Source organism: Leptolyngbya sp. NK1-12 (assembly GCF_032598965.1).
Taxonomy (GTDB): domain Bacteria; phylum Cyanobacteriota; class Cyanobacteriia; order Elainellales; family Elainellaceae; genus Elainella.
The window spans coordinates 1,692,442-1,710,856 of the sequence record NZ_CP053586.1; the positions used below are offsets into that span (position 1 = coordinate 1,692,442).

Sequence of the window (18,415 nt, forward strand, 5' to 3'; positions counted from 1 at the left end):
CACCCAATCCGTGTTGTTTTTGTCCTGTCTGGATTTTTAAAACAAATGCTGCCTTTATTCTTCAATGGTTACCGATAGGATTTTGTCGCCAATCCGGATGGCTTGAACCACGGTAATATCTTCTGTTTTGCCAAAGGCGGCATACTGGCCGTCCAGAAATGGGGTGGCATCGAGGGTGATAAAGAACTGACTGGTAGCGCTGTTGGGGTCAGAGGTGCGAGCCATCGAAATCACGCCTGCCGCATCGTGCTTGATCATCGGTTTCTGGCCCGGATTGAGCGGACGCCCGACGGTTGGTTCCGGTGCTCCTTCGGCCCAAATCTCTAGCGGAATCCGTTTGTTGGATCCACCCGTGCCGTTGCCACGCGGATCGCCGCCCTGAATCACAAACCCTGGTTCTACCCGATGGAAGGTCAGGTTGTTGTAGAAACCGCTTTTAGACAGTTCAATGAAGTTCTGCACGGTGGCAGGAGCTTTTTCTTCGTCTAGCTCTAGGTGAATCGTGCCCTTGTCGGTCTCCATGATGGCGCGGATCATACTCACTCCTGAATTGCAATTCAACTAACGTACTTCAACAGACGTGAAGCCTAGTTTACGCTAATCTTCCTGCTTCTGGTCACGGAAACCGGTCAGGAGTAGCCATTAAAAAACGCTCTCGCAGCGGAGAGCGTTCTGTGCATGGAGCGTCATGGAAGTTCGTGACTTGAATGCGTGATTGTTTAACCCAAGCAGGACGATGCAATCTGGCCCATTTTCGATCTACTGAGATTAAAAAGTTTGCTGCTAATTGAGCAGTTCAGCCTAGCTAGGAGAAGCATGGCTGCGGTCATAGTCCGCCTGGACATTGGCTGGAAACTTGCCCTGAATCCGATTGTGGTACTCCACATCTCCATCTAGTCCCACCTCTGCAGCGGCCCGACTCAGCATCGATTGCTGCCGATTCTTGATCATCTGGTGGTGGCGCATCATTAAGGCGCGAGCTTGCTCTTGGGTAGACATAGGTTTTCTCCGTGTGATAGGGTCGCAAATTTCTCTCTAAGAATAACTATACACGAAAATTCTGTATCCAAATTTACAAAATGACCTTAAACACAAAAATTTACAGAAGATTTTGGGATCGGAGTCGAGGTAGTCAATTTTGATGGGTCTGATTTGGGCGCAGACTCACCATTCGTCGCCAGCAATGGGTTCCGCGTCTGGCACTCTTGCTAACGTTGCCCCTTTAGCCAGTTGAATACATTGTTGACCGTGAGAACCAAGTCCACACCAGGTAAAACGGGTAAAACTTCGTCTTCCCTGAATTCGGTTGGAAGCTGAGCAGGACGAAAGACCAGAATTATCCGTTCGTCTGGGTCAATCATCCAGCCCAACTGAGCACCGTAGTTGAGGCAGTGCAAAATATTGCGAATCACTCTGGTGGTTTTCTGCTCTGGCGAAAGAATCTCTACTGTCCAGTCAGGCGGTTGGGCAAAGGTATTGGCGATTTCTCCGGCGGCATCAAAGGGAATCCGTTCCCAAACAAACACAGCCGCATCCGGCACGATTGATCTATTTCCAAATGTACAGCGCAGTTCTGGAAAAGCCATTGCGATTTGGGCTGCTTCGGCAACAGCATTGACCGCATCACAAAATTTCCATTGCAAGCGCGAGTGTTTTCCTTGAGGCATGGGCCTCTGTTCAATGCGGCCCTCTACAAATTCACTAGCAGGCTTAGTTTCTGGCCGCTTGAGGAACTCTTCGAGAGTCAGCGTCGGGAAATTCACAGCGCCGGTCATGGGTCCTCCTTCCTGTGGCATCAAGCGGATCAAGACGGAATCGGTGTTTTGATGCTGGGCGACTTGCCGAGTTTGGGCATCAGATCGGGCCGAGGTTTACCGACTCCATAGGTGACGGCATAGCTTTGGGCCAGTAGCCAGAGCCACAGGGCCGGATAGCGGGGTTCTAGCCAGGGTTGAATCGAGCGAGCGAAACCGGGTAGCCAGCTCAGCAACCAGCTCACCAGAGCCGTGAGGGTGAAATTGACATAGCTGCCCAACCAGCGCAGCAGATCTTTGGGTCCCGCCAGTTCCCAGATCCACAGCAGCAGGGCCGGATTGCGCCACGCGGCTTTCAGCGCCATGCGGTTAAACGGCACCCAACCGGCCCGGTCTTTGACAAACTGGTCGGCTACTTCAGGCGGTTCGCTAGCCAAGATGCCAAAAAAGGTGTTGAGCATGGCGTTCACCCGCTCTGGCGGCAGGAACTTGCCCGTCGGCACCATCATGCCCTTCGAGAACAGCCAGGTAACGGCAATATTGCTTTGAAAGGCGCGGATTTGATTCAGGTGCTCGGCTTTGAGCAGGTCATGGCGCAGGGCCGTATCCAGCAAATCGGTGAGACGCGGTAGGTTGCGCACCAGGGAACCAAAGCCAGTAAACACCAGCGGCGACTGAAGCGAGGCTGCATCGCCAATTGCGACCAGCCGGTCAAATGCGACCTGCCGGTCATTGCCTTTAATGCTGAAATGGCCGGGAATGTAGCCAAAGGTTGGTTTCTTCCAGACCAGATGTTCCGGGTCACAGCGGCGGTATTCCGGCAGAATCGTGAAGAAATCTTCGTACATTTCCAGGAGAGAGCCAGGATTCTGAGGATGCACCTGATGGTAGTGAAATAGATAAAACGTTAACTCATTGCCGCGGCCCGGAAACAGCTCCCAAATCAACTGACGACCCCGCGAAATATCCCCATGGCTGTTGAGCACATCGCCATAGTCTGAGTCCCAAACGCCCGCTGCAAAGCCGCCATCAATCACCGCGCCCACCGTGGGGCAAACGCTATCAAAGGCCCGTCCGCCATTGAGCTGCCAAGCAATCGGGGAAGCGGTTCCCATCGCATCGACTAGCAGGCGACCTTGGACGGATTTAGCTGTCTGGGTGGGCAAATAGTTCGCCAAAACCGTCACCTGTGCCTCGCCCACCTCAGCCCGGACAAATTCGGTCTCATCCCAAATTTCGCCGCCCGCCGCCCGCAGTTTTTCACCGCACAGCTTCAGCAGCTTCTCGGCATCGATCGCCACATTCAGTACAGTAGGGGTGTGCAGGATGGGGGCTTTGGCCTGAGGTGGGTTATTGGCATCAAAAAACTTATGAAATCCGTCTTTATATTCGCAGGCAATCAAGCTTTCAAACTCGGCAGGCGTAAACAACCCCAAATCAATCAAGCCTTGAAACTCGGCTCGCGAAATATTCCATTCCCGATTCATTCGCCCAAACGGTAAGCGCTCCATCAGCAGCACCCGGTAGCCCAATCGCGCCATCACTGCCGCATGGATCACGCCCAACGCGCCGCCGATATAAATCAGATCAAACGGACCAAGAGGCTGGGACGACTCCCCCGTTCCCTTGCTCCCGTTCGGCTGATTTTTCTGGCCCCATGGGGGCAGTGCGCTCACGTCGAAGCCCTGTTCCTTCTGTCTGAACACCACCTGCTTCGGCTGCTGCGGATTGCAGACTCCCTCTCGCCACCGCTGTTCCCACCAGTAGGCGCGGGTCAGATGGGCTTCCCCATCTGACATTTTGCTGAAGTAGTGGACGGTTTTGGGATAGTAGGGTGCTAGGGCTGCAAAGATTGAACTCTGCGACAGATCGATAGCTGGTGGCTCCGGGTAGCGTTGGGGAAACTGCTGCCGCAGGTCTTGGGTTAACTGCTGGAGAATTTCAGCCTCCTGGGGCAACGGTCGATCGGCCCAGCGAAAGGCTTTTAGATAGGTGGTCCGCTGCACCGACCAGGTAAACACAACCAACTCCGGAGGCACCGCATTGTTGTCAGGAGTCCCAGAATTGGAAGAAATTGGCAAAAACACTAGCTTAAATCCGTCAGGTGTGCTATACTTTGCAGCCAAATTTGTCGAAATTGGCGGTACGAATTGCTGTTGCAGCCAAGCTTGAACGGCAGCCGTATCGGGTGTGGGGATTTCTATGTAAAGCAGCTCTTTCATCACCAAAATTTTTATCTCCGATAAATCTTTTTGTTTCGATAAATTTCCTGTAAAAGCGGGGTTGACAGCAGCAAGTTTTGCGCTACACTTCCGAATACGCTGTTTTCTTAAAAAACATTTACAGGGTTCTCATTTTTGCCAGACGCTTTTTCAGACTCATGTTCTTGTTCTACTTCTATAGTTAGCAATGCATTATCCCATCCCGGTCAGTCCCCAAGAAATAGTTGACTTACGGCAAAAGCCAGTAAATGAAGAGTTGATCGCGGCAGCCATTGCGGGTGTCGTTCAAGTTGCTCGCTCCAAGGGGCAAACCTTAGACGACCTGACTGCGGAAGTGCTGGCGGATGACCGCTTACTGGATCGAGATTCCCGCCGCTGGCTGAGTGATATTGTGGCCCAAGCTTGGCAAACCCTGCCCTAGTTCAATTTGAACCTGGTTGGTGACTAGGTTGGTGACTCTGTATAGAATTCGATAAGGGTTCGGTAGGGGTTCGTATTAGTCATTAACGCGATCTGCAACGTTTTCCTGGCAAAATGGCGTTTGCCCCATCAGGATTAAAACAGCCCCGGACAGGCAACATGCCTGTAGCTGTCTATCGAATTTGTTACGGTATTCTTACAAAATTGAATTAAACTGCTCCATGCTCGCCATTTTCGACTATGGTGGGGACTAATTGATGTTGTGATTGGATTCCCCTAGGAAGGTGGTATATGGGTAGCAATGGTCGCAGTCAACTTCTGAGCGATACCCGCATAGATATGCCTGCTAACGTTCGCTCGCAGGTCGTTGCGATATTAAACCAAACACTGGCTTCCACATTAGATCTAAAAACTCAAGTGAAGCAAGCCCATTGGAATGTCAAAGGCATGGATTTCTACCAGCTTCATGAGCTATTCGATGAGCTAGCATCCGAGTTGGAAGAATACATCGATATGGTGGCTGAACGGGTGACAGCCTTGGGCGGTGTGGCAATGGGAACCGCTCGCGTTGCAGCCAGCCAGTCTGAATTGCCGGAATATCCGCTTGATATCTTGGACGGCAAAGACCATGTCACTGCCCTGGCAGACCGCTATGCCGCCTACGCCAAATCCCTGCGGGACAATATCGATGCTACCGATGACTTGGGCGATGCCGATACCGCCGACCTCTACACCGAAATTTCGCGCGGCATTGACAAACGACTCTGGTTCCTGGAAGCCCATCTGCACACCTCGATCGAACCCGTGTCGATCAATGGCAGTGGCAAAGGAGCTGCTAAAGCAACCTCTAAGAGTGCAGCCAAAACGGCAGCCACCGGCAAAACGAGCGCGGTAAAAGCGAAGAAAACCAAAGCTAAATAAGGCGCATCAGTTGAGTAATTGACGGCAAAGGAAGCGAAACCCTGTCGATTTCCGGCGACTGTTTCAGAAGCTTGGTACACTGGAACAGTTCGGTTGCTGTGGGAATTGGATTCACTATCCGCATTAAATTTATGATGATAAAGCGCTCTACTCTGGACACAAGCCAACTCATGCGTCGGGCCGAGGAGTTGATCAATGCTGCCTCTAACCGCTACAAAATTACAGTACTGGTAGCCGCAAGGGCGCAGCGCCGTCGCTATGAGGAATTCGACAACATCGACGACCCTAAAATGAAGCCGGTGATCCGTGCCATTATCGAGATGTCAGATGAGCTGACCCAGCCGGAAATTATTGGTGAGTAGTTGGTGAGTCGTTGGTGAGTCGCTGAGTTGCCGTTATGCCAGCCCTGCGTCGATGCGGTCGGTTTTGCGCTATTGCCTTGATCAGAGCGGGGCTGTTGGTTTGTTTTGCCATCCTGCCGGATCTGCCACCAATCCACCCTCCTGCGGCGGTGGCCCAACGAGTTCGGATTGAAGACATCTGGCAGCAGGTTTATCAGCAGATTCCGGATCTGCCTCTAGAAAATCAGTACGTCAACACCGAAACCGGCGAAGTTTCGACCAACAATACGTTAATCAGCCGCCTGATTCGCTATCACGTTTACACCAAAGGCCGGCCCACCAGCTATCGCCTCGACTGGAAGCTGACCCTGGCCGACTATCTGGATGCCAACGAGCGCATGGAACCCGCCACCTATCCCAGCGGCACTGCCCTGCGAACCAATCCAATGGAAGGTGATAAGGCCGCCATCCAAAGCCTAAACCGTGCCCAACGCGCCGCTCTCGTGAATGCCCTAGTTAGCCTATTCAACCCCAACCCCGAACCCGAACCCTCATCTCCCCCACCTTCCCCCGCTCCCTCATCTTCTCCTTCCCCCTCCCCTCCCTCCCGCTTCCCCCGCCAACCCCAACCCGGCGATGCCCAACTTTTGCAGCCCTGATGGAGAAAGTGCGTCAACTGAAATCAGGAAGTGGCTGGCGGTTAGGTTGGGACCCAAATGCCACAGAATTTCGCGGTTTGGTGGGCACTGATGCATGGGCAATCGAACTCACCGAAGCCGAACTCGACGATTTCTGTCGCTTGGCGTTACAACTCAGCCAGACCATGCAGCAAATGCAGTCCGAGCTGATGGATGAAGAGCGGATTAGCTGCGAAGCCGAGAGCGATTTGATTTGGATGGAGGCAGAAGGATTTTCCCATGCCTATCGGTTGCGATTGATTCTGCTCAACGGACGCCGAGCCGAAGCCGAATGGTCAGAAGCCAGCGTGCCCGGTTTGGTGCAGGCGGCTCAGATGCTGAAGGTGTTTTGAAGACTAGACGCAAATTCACTCTAGCCGCACCTCGCCCTGCCGCAGAATCTGCCACCCGGTGCCGGTCCATTTTGCCACTGTAGACGGCAACCCAGAGCTGGTGAGCTGATTGAGCTGAGTCCCATATTTGCGCTCCAGAGCGGCTAATTCATCCGGGTGCAGGGTCAGCACCTCAGGAAATTGGGCGTTGATTTCGGCCATAGTCAGCAAGGGCGGTTCGCCAGAGCGATTGACGCTAGTGGTTGCTAGAGGTTGGGTTAGGGCCAAGATGTGACGGGCAATCGGATGATTGGGAACCCGAATCCCGATTGTGGTGGGATCGGTAGGGTTCATGGCTTTTGGTAAACGCGGGCTGGCGGGCAACACCAGCGTCAGGGCACCCGGCCAGTGACGAGCAGCCACGGTTTGCCAGACGGCGAATTCAGCCTCGCTGCCTTGCACATAATCCCACAAATCAGTAGCCTCGGCAGCCATGAGAATCAAGGGTTTGGTTTCGCTGCGCTGTTTGGCCGCATAGATCAGGCCAGCAGCATCCGGGCGGGCGGCTAGGGCCGGGACGGTGTCGGTAGGAAAGCTGATCAGGGCCTCGCCGGAACGGGCGGCGGTGACAAATTGGTTGAGGGGAATGGGGGGCATGGGAGGTGGGGGTTTATCAGTTTTGAGTTTTGAGTTTTGAGTTTTGAGTTTTGTAGCTTGCTTCTGCGTGTCGCGCAGCGTTGCCGTAGGCAGTAGCAGTGTTTTGGTGGTGGAGCCTGTGCAGTTGGCGATAGCCTGCCGTTAGGCATAGCACGTAGTTTTGTCGCTTGCTTCTGCGGATCGCGTTGCCGGAGGCAGGGATGTTCTGAATGATGAAAGCTGCTTACCGCAATCTGTTAAATGGTGCAATCTGTAGCTTGACTCAAGGGGAATGGGATTAGAGCTTTATTTTATCAGGGGCTGTTTGGTTGATTGGCGATAGGAAGAGTCTCTCCCTTGGATTGCAGACTGGACCAAGGTTCAGTGCACTTCTAGTGTACTCATACCATGTCCCTTTAATCGGGCTACAGATTACAGCATTCGATGGGTTGCGGTATGCAGCTTCCGTAACTCAAAACTCAAAACTCAAAACTAAGAATTAGTATTACTCAACTAACGCGCCATTGATTTGCGGGCGGAACCGTAGCACTAACCCCAAAAAAGACGACCGCTGCATTGAACGATCGTCTGTGAAATAGCCTATATGAAGTTAATGCCGTGCGGCTTACATCGTCACTAGCTCAGCCGGGAGGCGCTTGAAGGCGAGGCGTTCGTTTTCCACATCGACAAAAATCGTGTCGCCGTCGTGGAATTCGCTGCGCAGAATTGCCTTAGCAATCTGCGTTTCCAGTTCGCGCTGGATGGCTCGCTTCAGTGGACGGGCACCATAGACCGGGTCGTAGCCCACCTCGGCCAGGAAATCAAGGGCTGCATCGGAGAGGCGCAGCGCCATTTTGCGGTCGGCTAAACGCTCGGCTAGGCGTTTGACCTGAAGCTGGACAATTTGCCGCAGTTCGGACTTCTGGAGGCTGTGGAAGATGATGATTTCGTCTACCCGATTGAGGAATTCAGGGCGGAAGCTGGTCCGCATCGCCTCCATCACTCGCGATCTCATCTCTTCGTAGCGCTGATCGTCTCCAGCAATATCCAGGATGTATTGCGATCCGATGTTGCTGGTCATGATGATCACCGTATTCTTAAAGTCCACCGTGCGACCTTGAGAATCGGTAACGCGACCATCATCGAGAATTTGCAGCATGATGTTGAACACATCCGGATGGGCCTTCTCGATCTCGTCGAACAGAATCACCGCATAGGGACGCCGCCGAATCGACTCGGTGAGCTGACCGCCTTCCTCGTATCCCACATAGCCCGGAGGCGCACCAATCAACCGCGAAACCGCGTGCTTCTCCATGTACTCGGACATATCGATCCGCACCATCGCGTCTTCGGTGTCGAACAGGTAGGCGGCTAGGGCTTTAGCCAGCTCGGTTTTACCCACGCCAGTCGGACCGAGGAAGATGAAGCTGGCAATCGGGCGGTTGGGGTCTGCTAGGCCAGCCCGCGAGCGCTGAATTGCGTCGGCCACGGCAGTAACGGCTTCCTCTTGGCCCACAACTCGCCGGTGCAATTCTTCTTCGAGATGCAGCAGCTTTTCCATCTCCGACTCGACCAGCTTGCTAACCGGAATGCCGGTCCACTTCGAGATGATTTCGGCAATATCCGCCTCGGTGACTTCTTCCCGCAGCAGCGACTTACCGCTGGTTTGGGTTTGGGTCAGCTTGGCTTCGGCCTCGTGCAGTTTGCGCTGCAAATCGGTGAGTTTGCCGTACTTCAGCTCAGCGGCCCGGTTGAGGTCATAGTCGCGCTCGGCCTGCTGGATCTCGATGTTGACGCGGTCGATTTCTTCCTTCAGCTTTTGGGTGTGGACGATTACGTCTTTTTCCGCCTGCCACTGAGCATTAAGGCTGCTCTGGATTTCCTTCAGGTCAGCCAACTCTTTCTCTAGCCGCTCCAAGCGCTCCCGCGAGCCAACGCTACTTTCTTTTTGCAGCGACAGCCGCTCCATTTCGAGCTGAAGGATCTTGCGGTCCACTTCGTCTAGCTCTTCCGGCTTGGAGGTGATTTCCATCTTCAGCTTGGCGGCGGCTTCGTCTACCAGGTCAATCGCCTTGTCGGGTAGGAAGCGGTCGCTGATGTAGCGGTTCGACAGGGTGGCAGCGGCAACCAAGGCACTGTCGGAAATGTTTACCCCGTGGTGCAGCTCATAGCGCTCTTTCAAACCGCGCAGAATCGAAATCGTGTCCTCCACGCTGGGCTGATCGACATACACCTGCTGGAAGCGCCGCTCTAGGGCTGCATCTTTTTCCAAGTATTTGCGGTACTCATCTAGCGTCGTGGCCCCGATACAGCGCAGCTCACCTCTAGCCAGCATCGGCTTCAGCAGGTTGCCGGCATCCATCGCGCCTTGGGTAGCACCCGCGCCCACCACAGTATGAATCTCATCGATGAACAGGATAATCTGCCCCTTGGAATCAGTGACTTCTTTCAGCACCGCCTTTAACCGCTCCTCAAACTCACCGCGATATTTGGCCCCGGCAATCAGGGCACCCATATCGAGGGCGATCAGCTTGCGATCCTTGAGGGATTGGGGCACATCGCCGCTGACGATCCGCTGAGCCAGACCTTCGGCAATTGCGGTTTTACCCACACCGGGTTCACCAATCAGCACGGGGTTGTTCTTCGTCCGGCGGGACAGGATCTGAATCGTGCGGCGAATTTCGTCATCCCGGCCAATCACCGGATCGAGTTTACCTTGCCGAGCCGACTCGGTCAGGTCGCGGCCATATTTCTCCAGAGCTTCGTACTTGCCTTCTGGATTTTGATCGGTAACTTTTTGACTACCTCTGACTTGTTCCACTGCGTCCTTTAGTTTATTGGCATCGAGTTTAAATTCTTGCAGCAAGGCTCTCCCAAATCGATCGTCCTTGGGATAGCCCAGCAATAAATGTTCTACCGAAATAAAATCATCGCCCATCTCTTTGCGAGAGGCTTCAGCTCGGTCTAGTAGCGTATCGAGCGAGCGACCTAGGTACACCGAACTGCCTGCACCCGATACCTTGGGCTGGCGCTGCATGAACTGTTCCGTGTAGTCGCGCACGCCCTGTACGTTCACCCCCAGCTTATTCAGGATGCTGGTCGCCAAACCCTCTGGCTGCTCCAACAGGGCCAACATCAGGTGCTCGGATTCAATTTGCTGGTGCTGAGCTTGCTTAGCAATATCAGTGGTGCGGACAATCGCTTCCCAGGCTTTTTCGGTAAATTGGTTGGGATTAGTTGGTTGCATAAGCCACTTAATAGAAGTTCTAAGTTTTAAGTGTTGAGTTTTGAGTTTAAAGCCACTAATTCAAAACTTAAAACTTAGCACTCAAAACTCTTTTAGGGATTGCCTTTATTGTATTGAGTTTGGATGCCTTGCCGAGATCGGTGTTCACGCCTTTGGGATACGCTTCCCCGAAAATTCCAGATGTAGGCAGCCTAGTCGCTATACCGAGTTAGGATCAATTCCTAGTTCCCGTAACCGGGCTGCTAGCCGTTCTGCTTTATCTTCTGCGGCTTGTCGGGCAGCTTCTGCGGCTTGTCGGGCAGCTTCTGCTTCCGCATGGGTCAACAGTTTCTCATCCGTTGCCGGATTGTAGAAACGCAGTTCTCCTTGTTCTAGATGCAGTTCTAGCCCCAAAACTGTACTAGTAATAGATAAATCACCATTCGGTAAAGTGGTTGTGGGCAACGGGAAGTAATTTCCATCAACGAGTTGGTAACCCTGTAGTGGTGGATCTAGATAATCAGCGCTGGGATCATATTGAAAATATTCCGATACGCCCCAGAAGGCATACAGACCCCGTTTAATACCCTGATCTTCAGTAACCGTAGATTTAGACGTAATTTCTAAAATGAAGTCAGGATACTGATTGTTCTCTTGCCAAACTTTGTAAGATCGACGTTTGCCCTTAGGTCGATTGAGAACCACGAATACATCCGGAGACACGCTGGCCTTAGGGTTGCCTTCTTCGTAGTAAATCAGGATATTGCCGGAGACATAAACATTAGGCTGATCGGCGAAGTAGATATTTAGAATTTCAGTGCCATAGGCTATGTAAGGACGTTGGTAATCGCTTTCAGCCATCGGCTTACCATCAGATTCAGGATAGTCAATATCTGTGTTTAGGTAGGCAGCACTCGTCATGACAGCCTCTCTCCAGCATGCGCCAAATTCAATTTAGCATGGGAACTGCAATTCCGTTTCGCAGCCGAAATGCGGACTCACATCTCTGAGTGAAAGGCAAAGTCATGCCAGTCACAAACGGGACGATAGCCAATTTGTTGATAAATATGGTTCGAGGTTGGATTCGCCAAGTCTGTAAACAGGAAACAGTGCTCGCATCCCTGATCAAGAAGTTTTTGGCTCAGCGCTGCAACACAAGCCGTAGCATAGCCTTTGCGCCGATACTGCGGCGGTGTATAAACTGGACCAATCCGCGCGGCGGTCGGTAAAGATTGGCTGCCGCTAGCCCATGAGACAGGCATACCATCGTCCCAGAGGTAAATACTTTGCCGTTTCAACCCGCCATCCACCATTTTTTCGGGCACATCAATCACGACCTCCCCGATCTCAGAGGCAAAGGCAGTACACCACTCTACCAGCAAGGAACGATCGGCTTCTGTGGCGAGCCGCAAATGACCACCAGCCGTCGCAACCGATTCGACCTGAGTTAACTGATGAATTCGCATTTCCATCACTCGCCGATAGGATTGCCCAGTCAGCGCCTGCCATGCCTGCAAAAATACGGCCACCTCGGCCACCAACCCACTCACGCCAGGAAGTGACTCTCCAAGGTCCTGCAAATTCTGAGCAATCAACTGGATTGCAGCTAGATTCAGCGCTTTCGACAATACGAGCTTGTAGGGAGGCGTGCGGATTGCCACAGCCAAAATCTTGCCACTAGTTTCGACCACTGCCAGATAGGGCAGCTCCGGATAACGCTCTGGATAATGTAGAAGAGTATGCAAAATGCCAAGCAATAAATTATGCTCTGCTTCAGATTGCAGCAAGTAATCTTGAACAATGGAATGAAATGCTTTGATATTATCAAATCGACGCAATCGCATGGTTGATCTCCTGAGTTCACCCTTCTTCTAAAGTCGCCCCATCCTCGATTTACCTAGGGAAAAATACTTGACCGCTCCTCCGAGTTGCAAAATGCGCATACTACAATATACTACAAGTGCAATTAGATGATTCCAGGATCCTAGCCGAGCTACTTCAGCTGCTATAAAGACTTTTCAAGTATTAAAACCCAGCTAAAGATATATTGGACATCTATAAATCCAGTTTTTACCGTAGAGGAAGCATTGTTTCTTCTCAACATGGTGGAGTTTGTGGATTCTGGCTTCTCTCTCGTTTTGTTGTTTGGAGTAGCGCTACTGGGTGGCGTGATCAACGGTGTGGCGGGTGGTGGCGGTTTGATTGTGTTCCCCACGCTGCTGTTTACCGGCATGCCTGCAATCGAAGCCAATGCCACGAATACCGCTTCGCTTTGGGTAGGCACCGTAGCCAGCACGGTTGCCTATCGAAAAGAGCTGATCAGTTTACGACGAGAACTGCTGCTGCTGACCATCACCAGCGTTACCGGCGGCATTTTGGGAGCACAGATCCTGCTGCATACGCCTCAGGCTACCTTTACCGCGCTGCTTCCCTACCTGATGCTGACGGCCACTGTCGTGTTTGCCTTTGGTCAACCCCTGATTCGCTGGCTGCGTCGTCATTCCTCGGCTCGTTCGTCCACTCAAACAGAGTATCATTTGCCCTTGGTTCTAGCCCTGCTGCTGCAATTTGGGATAGCAATTTACATTGGTTTTTTTGGCGGTGGTGCTGGCATCGTGATTTTGGCAATTTTGGAGTTGATGGGATTGAGAAACATCCATACAATGAACGCGATGAAAACCTGGCTAGCTGCCTGCACCAATGGAGTCGCAGTGATTACCTTTATTGCGGCTCATGCCGTGCTTTGGTGGCAGGCAACGCTGATGGCTAGTGCAGCTCTGATTGGCGGCTACAGTAGTGCTCGTTTTGCACAGCGGCTGCATCCAATCTGGGTCCGGAGTTTTGTGATTAGTGTAGGATGTGCGATTACTATCTACTTTTTTGTTCATTAGTTGTTTGAAGAGCAGCAGACGTTGCTTCATCGCGTAGCTCCGCTTAAAGTAATAGCGGTTTGTTTTTGCAATGACACTATGAGCCGTAGAACCATCCGGATTGGTACCTTCAACCTGCTGAATCTTGCCCTGCCGAATCGCGTGTTTTATCATCACGAGTACTACAGTCCCGATACCTACGCTAAAAAGATTCGCTGGATCGGCGGCCAATTAGACCGAATACGGCCAGACCTGATTGGGTTTCAGGAAGTTTTCCACCACGAGGCATTACAGCAAGCATTACAGCAGAGCGATTCCTGTCGAGACTTCCATTTAGTTGCCATTTCACCTACCGGAGACACACCAGCAGTGGCGCTGGCCTCCCGCTTTCCCATTCTGTACCACCGCTATATTCAAGACTTTCCAATTAGCGCCCAACTCGACATTCAAGGTGCCGCCATTCCGCTGACTCATTTTTCACGACCCGTACTGTCAGTACAGGTGCAGATCAGTGATACGGTGGAGTGTACGGTATTTGTGGTTCACCTCAAGTCGAAACGGGCGATTATTCCGGATCACGTAGATCGTCAAGATCCGATTGAACAGGCCAAAGGGCAGGTACGGTCTCTGATGCTGCGGGCAGCTGAATCAATTGCGCTCAGGGTATTGCTGATGCAGGTGTTGCAGAACCGCAACTATCCGGTCATTGTGCTTGGCGATATGAACGATGGTGGAGCTGCCGTTACCTCACAAATTATTTCAGGAGAAGTGCCGCACCGCAAACTCGATTCAAAACGCAAACGTGAACTTTGGGATATACTGCTTTATCACGTCAAAGATATTCAAGCGCGACAGAGCTACGGCGATTTCTATTACACCCACATTCACAATGGTCATTATGAAAGTCTAGATCACATTATGGTAAGTCAGGAATTTGTGGTGCAAAACCCAGACCGAATTGGACGAGTAGTATACGTATCAGTCTTTAACGACCATCTGATCGACGAAACGCTCACCACTGAAGAAATTCCAAACTGGCAGTCAGATCACGGGCAAGTTGTGGCGTCAATAGAGCTAGAGCGTTCGCGTTAGGATTCAGCGATTACCAAGCAGCATTATACCAATTCTTAGTTTTAAGTTTTGGCTTCCGGTGAGTCAGCCGAACCGAGTTTTGAATTACGGAAGCTGCATACCGCAACCCATCGAATGCTGTAATCTGTAGCCCGATTAAAGGGACATGGTATTACTCACAATTACAATCTTATGTGTTTCTTGACAGATCGTTCGCAAGCAAAAGAGGAGCAGAAAAGGGCTATGCCCTCTGCTCCTGCTAAACAGAATCTCCAATTTCCATTCAGGCGGCTGAATAACAGGGTCGGCTGTCAGCTGTCATTGGTAGTTGGGTAACTCCTGACTCCTGACTCCTCAAGCCTTTGTCCCCCCTTCCGGCTTAGACAGCTTAGTTTGGTTGCGGGTTAAGCCACTGAGGAACATCGGCACAAACCGTTCCATAAAGGCTTGCGGATCCCGTTGCCAAGCTCGTTGCACCGCCGTGATTCGAGTTTGCTGCAAATCGGGAGCTAACAGAGTTTGCGGTAGGCGCTCTAGCAGGTATTGTGGGCGTTGCCAAAGGGGAAGCGTGTCGGCAATATCGAGCAGATTGCCAACGCGGCGCAGTTCGGCTCCCAGCGTAATGTCCATCCCGGATACAAAGGCAGCCTGTTCAATCGCGGCGTACTTGCGCTTGGCCTGATCTACTTTCTGCGCATGTTCCGGGCTTTTGCGGGCCAGTCCGGCTAGCCAACGGTTGCCCCAGCGCACATGGCCCGCTTCTTCCGGCAAAATGCGTTCAATGGTTTCGCGAATTTTGATATTTTCTTCGGTTTGGGGCGCTTGCTTGAGGGCATAAATATGCGCCGAGAAGTATTCACAGCCACGCTTTTCGGTCACATTGATTGCCGCTAACGTCGAAATCAGGAAATCATCCAGGCTTTCGTCCGGATTGGCATATTCTCGATCTAGCAGGCGTTCAAACTCATCGATGTAGGAAGAACCCATCGGCGTTCCCACGTTGGCTCCCAACTCTACTAACAAATCCGTTAACCACATGGCATGGCGAGCTTCGTCAGAAATATGGCGAGACAGGTCTCTAACTAGCTCTGGAGATTTGCCATTCAACTGTTCAATTAGTTCGGTCAGGTCTTTGCAGCTCCGCTGCTCACTATAGCGATAGCGGTTGAGCGTCATCAAATGAATCTCACGGTCGCGTACCACTTGCTTTAGCACATCACGAGCGCTTAGGGTGCCAAAGGAGCTTTCCAGTTTGCGAGGATATACAACGGTCATAGGTTCTGCTCAATCAAAACGTTTGGGTCAGGGAAAACGAGCTTTCTCTAGCGATAGACAGGATCACTGTAGGAAGAATCAGAATCTGTTAATTAGTGTAACGAAGAACGATAGACTTGTCTGACCGGCGACAGGGAATACTGACATCGCCGATTTGGATTGATAGACAGGTTGATAAACCAAGTTGATAGACAACGTTGATAGACAAAACCCTAACCTAACAAGATGCGCTTGACTGAAGGAGGGAGTTGGCAATTGAAATGACCGCCCGAGAGGCGTTCACCCATCCAGTAAATTAAAAGGAAACATGTCAAGAAACTTACCGATCAAAGACCTGATTTTTGCCGCATTGCTCATCTTTGTGCCGATTTCGCTGCTGGCAGAAGGGTTGCACTGGGGCGCATTGACCGTCTTCATTACAGCCTGTTTAGCTGTACTGCCACTGGCCGCCTGGATGGGAACGGCAACTGAAGAAATTGCGATTGTGGTGGGTCCCTCCTTGGGTGGATTGCTCAACGCCACCTTTGGCAACGCGACTGAATTGATTATTGCCCTGGTGGCCCTGAAGGCAGGGGCTGTGAATGTGGTCAAAGCCAGTCTCGCAGGTTCGATTATCGGCAATCTGCTGCTGGTGTTGGGGTTTTCCATGTTTCTAGGCGGATTGCGGTACAAGGAGCAGGAATTTCAGCCAACGGTGGCCCGCATCAATGCCTCGACGATGAATTTGGCCGTGATTGCGATTCTGATGCCAACGGCAGTCAACTATACCTCCACCGGCGTCGATGAACCGATTATGCAGCGTTTGTCTCTAGTTGTAGCAGCGGTACTGATTGGGGTTTACCTGCTGACCTTGTTTTTCTCGATGAAAACCCACAGTTATCTCTATGATGTGGGCGTCGAGGCAGAGCAGGGAGGCGGCTTCACCGAAGCAGGCGAGAAACCGAATCTCTGGCTCTGGGTAGGGGTGTTGTTGATGGTGACACTGCTGGTAGCAATTGAGTCGGAACTACTGGTAGGAGCGCTAGAAGAAGCAACTCAACAACTCGGTCTAACAAAACTGTTCACTGGGGTAATTTTGCTGCCGATTATTGGCAACGCGGCAGAGCACGCGACGGCAGTGGTAGTAGCCATGAAAGACAAAATGGATTTGTCAGTATCGGTGGCGCTGGGGTCGAGTCTGCAAATCGCTCTATTTGTTGCGCCTGTATTGGTGATTGCTGGCTGGTTTTTTGATCAGCCAATGGACTTGAACTTTAACCCGTTTGAGTTTGTCGCTGTATCGGTGGCGGTTTTAATTGCTAACTCGGTCAGCTCTGATGGCCGCTCGAACTGGCTAGAAGGCACGCTGCTGCTGGCGACCTATGTGGTGATTGGGGCCGCGTTCTTTTTTCATCCGGCAATTTAAAATTCAGCCGAGAATTGTCTCCTCGCGGTCCTATCCAGACAATTCCAGACAATAATGAAAACGGTTCCATCTCTATTTGTCTATGTCAATCAAAAAATTACTTTCCATTGGTCTGCTGATCTTCATTCCGATTTCGATTGCCGCTGAGCGGTTGGAATGGGGAGCGTTGACCGTATTCATCACTGCTGCCATCGCAATTGTGCCGTTGGCAATCTGGCTCAGTACGGCAACCGAAGAAGTCGCGGTGATTACTGGCCCCTCGGTTGGGGGATTGCTGAATGCAGTGTTTGGCAATGCCACTGAGCTGATCATTGCGCTGGCGGCTTTGCGGGCAGGGTTAGTCGATATTGTCAAGGCCAGCATTACCGGCACGGTGGTGAGCAATTTGCTGTTGGTGATGGGCTTGTCGATGTTTTTGGGCGGCCTCCGCTACAAGGAGCAGGAATTCCAACCGGTTGTGGCGCGGGTGAATGGCTCGACGATGACGCTGGCCGTAACGGCAATTGTGTTGCCGGCCTTGGTGGTTTCCACTTCCGGTGGCGTGAATGAGCCGGAGATTGCCCAACTGTCGCGGGCGGCGGCAATTATTCTAATGGTTGTCTATGCCCTGACGCTGGTGTTTTCTTTGAAGACCCACAGCTATCTCTATGACGTTGGCGTGGTGGAACTAGAAGAGGAAGCAGCGGCTGAGGAGGACCATAAACCCAATCTCTGGTTGTGGCTGGGCGTGTTGATCGTTTCCACGGTTGCTGTGGCCTACGAATCAGAAATTTTCGTCGGGGCGGTCGAAGAAGCCACCAAAGGGCTGGGGCTGTCGCCACTATTTACCGGGGTGATCCTGCTGCCGTTAGTGGGTGGGGCAGCGGAATATGTCACGGCAGTGAGTGTGGCCTTAAAAAACAATATGGATTTGTCGGTGTCGGTGGCGATGGGATCTAGTTTGCTGGTGGCGCTGTTTGTGGCTCCGCTGCTGGTGCTGATCGGGCAGGCACTTGGGCAGCCAATGGACCTGAATTTTAATCTATTTGAGGTGGTGGCGGTGACCGCTGCTGTGGCGCTAGCAAACCTGATCAGTCTAGACGGACGCTCCAATTGGCTAGAAGGGGCGTTGCTGCTGGCCACCTATGCGGTGCTAGGGGCGGCGTTCTATTTCCATCCGGCTTGATATGGGTAAGGGCGTTATTTCCTAGGGAAGGGCTACACCGATGCCCGGCTTGCTTTTGGTTTGCTTTCTCGTAAGGAGTAACGCCTGACCAAGCCTACAG

The 18,415-nt window shown here is 52.1% G+C and carries 18 protein-coding genes; 9 read left to right on the forward strand and 9 right to left on the reverse strand.

The window, feature by feature from the left end:
- Positions 1-54: 54 nt before the first annotated feature.
- From HJG54_RS06745 to HJG54_RS06760, 4 genes are all read right to left on the reverse strand, one after another.
- Entirely contained in the window at positions 55-537 is a 483-nt protein-coding gene (locus HJG54_RS06745) for a peptidylprolyl isomerase (protein WP_316434079.1), read from the reverse strand.
- Between the two features lie 264 nt (positions 538-801).
- The gene (locus tag HJG54_RS06750; RefSeq protein ID WP_316434081.1) at positions 802-999 is read right to left on the reverse strand and encodes a hypothetical protein; all 198 of its coding nucleotides are present in this window, start codon (positions 997-999) and stop codon (positions 802-804) included.
- Positions 1,000-1,208: 209 nt separating this feature from the next.
- Complete coding sequence (locus HJG54_RS06755; protein WP_316434083.1) at positions 1,209-1,775, reverse strand: Uma2 family endonuclease; 567 nt, start codon at positions 1,773-1,775, stop codon at positions 1,209-1,211.
- Between the two features lie 29 nt (positions 1,776-1,804).
- Positions 1,805-3,976, reverse strand: a complete 2,172-nt coding sequence (locus tag HJG54_RS06760) for an NAD(P)/FAD-dependent oxidoreductase (protein ID WP_316434084.1) — start codon at positions 3,974-3,976, stop codon at positions 1,805-1,807.
- A 187-nt stretch (positions 3,977-4,163) separates the two neighbouring features.
- Between HJG54_RS06760 and HJG54_RS06765 the strand changes: the two genes are divergently transcribed.
- The 5 genes from HJG54_RS06765 to HJG54_RS06785 all read left to right on the forward strand — a co-directional run bounded on the left by HJG54_RS06765 (position 4,164) and on the right by HJG54_RS06785 (position 6,688).
- The gene (locus HJG54_RS06765) at positions 4,164-4,397 is read left to right on the forward strand and encodes a hypothetical protein (RefSeq protein ID WP_036003098.1); all 234 of its coding nucleotides are present in this window, start codon (positions 4,164-4,166) and stop codon (positions 4,395-4,397) included.
- Between the two features lie 290 nt (positions 4,398-4,687).
- Positions 4,688-5,317 carry a DNA starvation/stationary phase protection protein Dps gene (gene dps, locus HJG54_RS06770; protein WP_316434085.1) on the forward strand — a complete coding sequence of 210 codons (630 nt, stop codon included), beginning with the start codon at positions 4,688-4,690 and terminating at the stop codon, positions 5,315-5,317.
- Between the two features lie 134 nt (positions 5,318-5,451).
- Entirely contained in the window at positions 5,452-5,679 is a 228-nt protein-coding gene (locus tag HJG54_RS06775; protein ID WP_036008479.1) for a DNA-directed RNA polymerase subunit omega, read from the forward strand.
- A gap of 35 nt (positions 5,680-5,714) precedes the next feature.
- Positions 5,715-6,317: a hypothetical protein gene (locus HJG54_RS06780; RefSeq protein ID WP_316434087.1), complete on the forward strand. Its 603-nt coding sequence runs from the start codon at positions 5,715-5,717 to the stop codon at positions 6,315-6,317.
- Positions 6,317-6,688, forward strand: a complete 372-nt coding sequence (locus tag HJG54_RS06785) for a DUF1818 family protein (protein WP_316434089.1) — start codon at positions 6,317-6,319, stop codon at positions 6,686-6,688. The genes HJG54_RS06780 and HJG54_RS06785 overlap by 1 nt, the downstream gene beginning before the upstream one ends.
- Before the next feature lie 15 nt (positions 6,689-6,703).
- Here HJG54_RS06785 and HJG54_RS06790 read toward each other — a convergent pair whose 3' ends face one another.
- The 4 genes from HJG54_RS06790 to HJG54_RS06805 form a co-directional block, all read right to left on the reverse strand.
- On the reverse strand, positions 6,704-7,324 hold the full coding sequence (locus HJG54_RS06790; RefSeq protein ID WP_316434090.1) for an L-threonylcarbamoyladenylate synthase: 621 nt from the start codon (positions 7,322-7,324) through the stop codon (positions 6,704-6,706).
- A gap of 604 nt (positions 7,325-7,928) precedes the next feature.
- A complete protein-coding gene (clpB, locus tag HJG54_RS06795) occupies positions 7,929-10,550 on the reverse strand; it encodes an ATP-dependent chaperone ClpB (RefSeq protein WP_316434091.1) in 2,622 nt (873 codons plus the stop codon).
- Positions 10,551-10,748: 198 nt separating this feature from the next.
- Positions 10,749-11,450 (reverse strand): Uma2 family endonuclease, encoded by a 702-nt coding sequence (locus HJG54_RS06800; RefSeq protein WP_316434092.1) that lies wholly within the window; start codon positions 11,448-11,450, stop codon positions 10,749-10,751.
- Positions 11,451-11,527: 77 nt separating this feature from the next.
- Entirely contained in the window at positions 11,528-12,373 is an 846-nt protein-coding gene (locus HJG54_RS06805) for a GNAT family N-acetyltransferase (RefSeq protein ID WP_316434093.1), read from the reverse strand.
- Positions 12,374-12,616: 243 nt separating this feature from the next.
- Between HJG54_RS06805 and HJG54_RS06810 the strand changes: the two genes are divergently transcribed.
- Both HJG54_RS06810 and HJG54_RS06815 read left to right on the forward strand, forming a co-directional pair.
- Positions 12,617-13,420, forward strand: coding sequence for a sulfite exporter TauE/SafE family protein (locus tag HJG54_RS06810; protein ID WP_316434094.1), 804 nt, complete (start codon positions 12,617-12,619; stop codon positions 13,418-13,420).
- 78 nt (positions 13,421-13,498) lie between these two features.
- The gene (locus HJG54_RS06815) at positions 13,499-14,491 is read left to right on the forward strand and encodes an endonuclease/exonuclease/phosphatase family protein (protein ID WP_316434095.1); all 993 of its coding nucleotides are present in this window, start codon (positions 13,499-13,501) and stop codon (positions 14,489-14,491) included.
- 333 nt (positions 14,492-14,824) lie between these two features.
- Here HJG54_RS06815 and HJG54_RS06820 read toward each other — a convergent pair whose 3' ends face one another.
- On the reverse strand, positions 14,825-15,745 hold the full coding sequence (locus tag HJG54_RS06820; RefSeq protein ID WP_316434096.1) for a ferritin-like domain-containing protein: 921 nt from the start codon (positions 15,743-15,745) through the stop codon (positions 14,825-14,827).
- Positions 15,746-16,052: 307 nt separating this feature from the next.
- Here HJG54_RS06820 and cax (HJG54_RS06825) point away from each other — a divergent pair, with 307 nt between their 5' ends.
- Together cax (HJG54_RS06825) and cax (HJG54_RS06830) are read left to right on the forward strand one after the other, a co-directional pair.
- Positions 16,053-17,150, forward strand: a complete 1,098-nt coding sequence (gene cax / locus HJG54_RS06825) for a calcium/proton exchanger (protein WP_316434097.1) — start codon at positions 16,053-16,055, stop codon at positions 17,148-17,150.
- A gap of 82 nt (positions 17,151-17,232) precedes the next feature.
- A complete protein-coding gene (cax, locus tag HJG54_RS06830) occupies positions 17,233-18,315 on the forward strand; it encodes a calcium/proton exchanger (protein WP_316434098.1) in 1,083 nt (360 codons plus the stop codon).
- Positions 18,316-18,415: the final 100 nt, after the last annotated feature.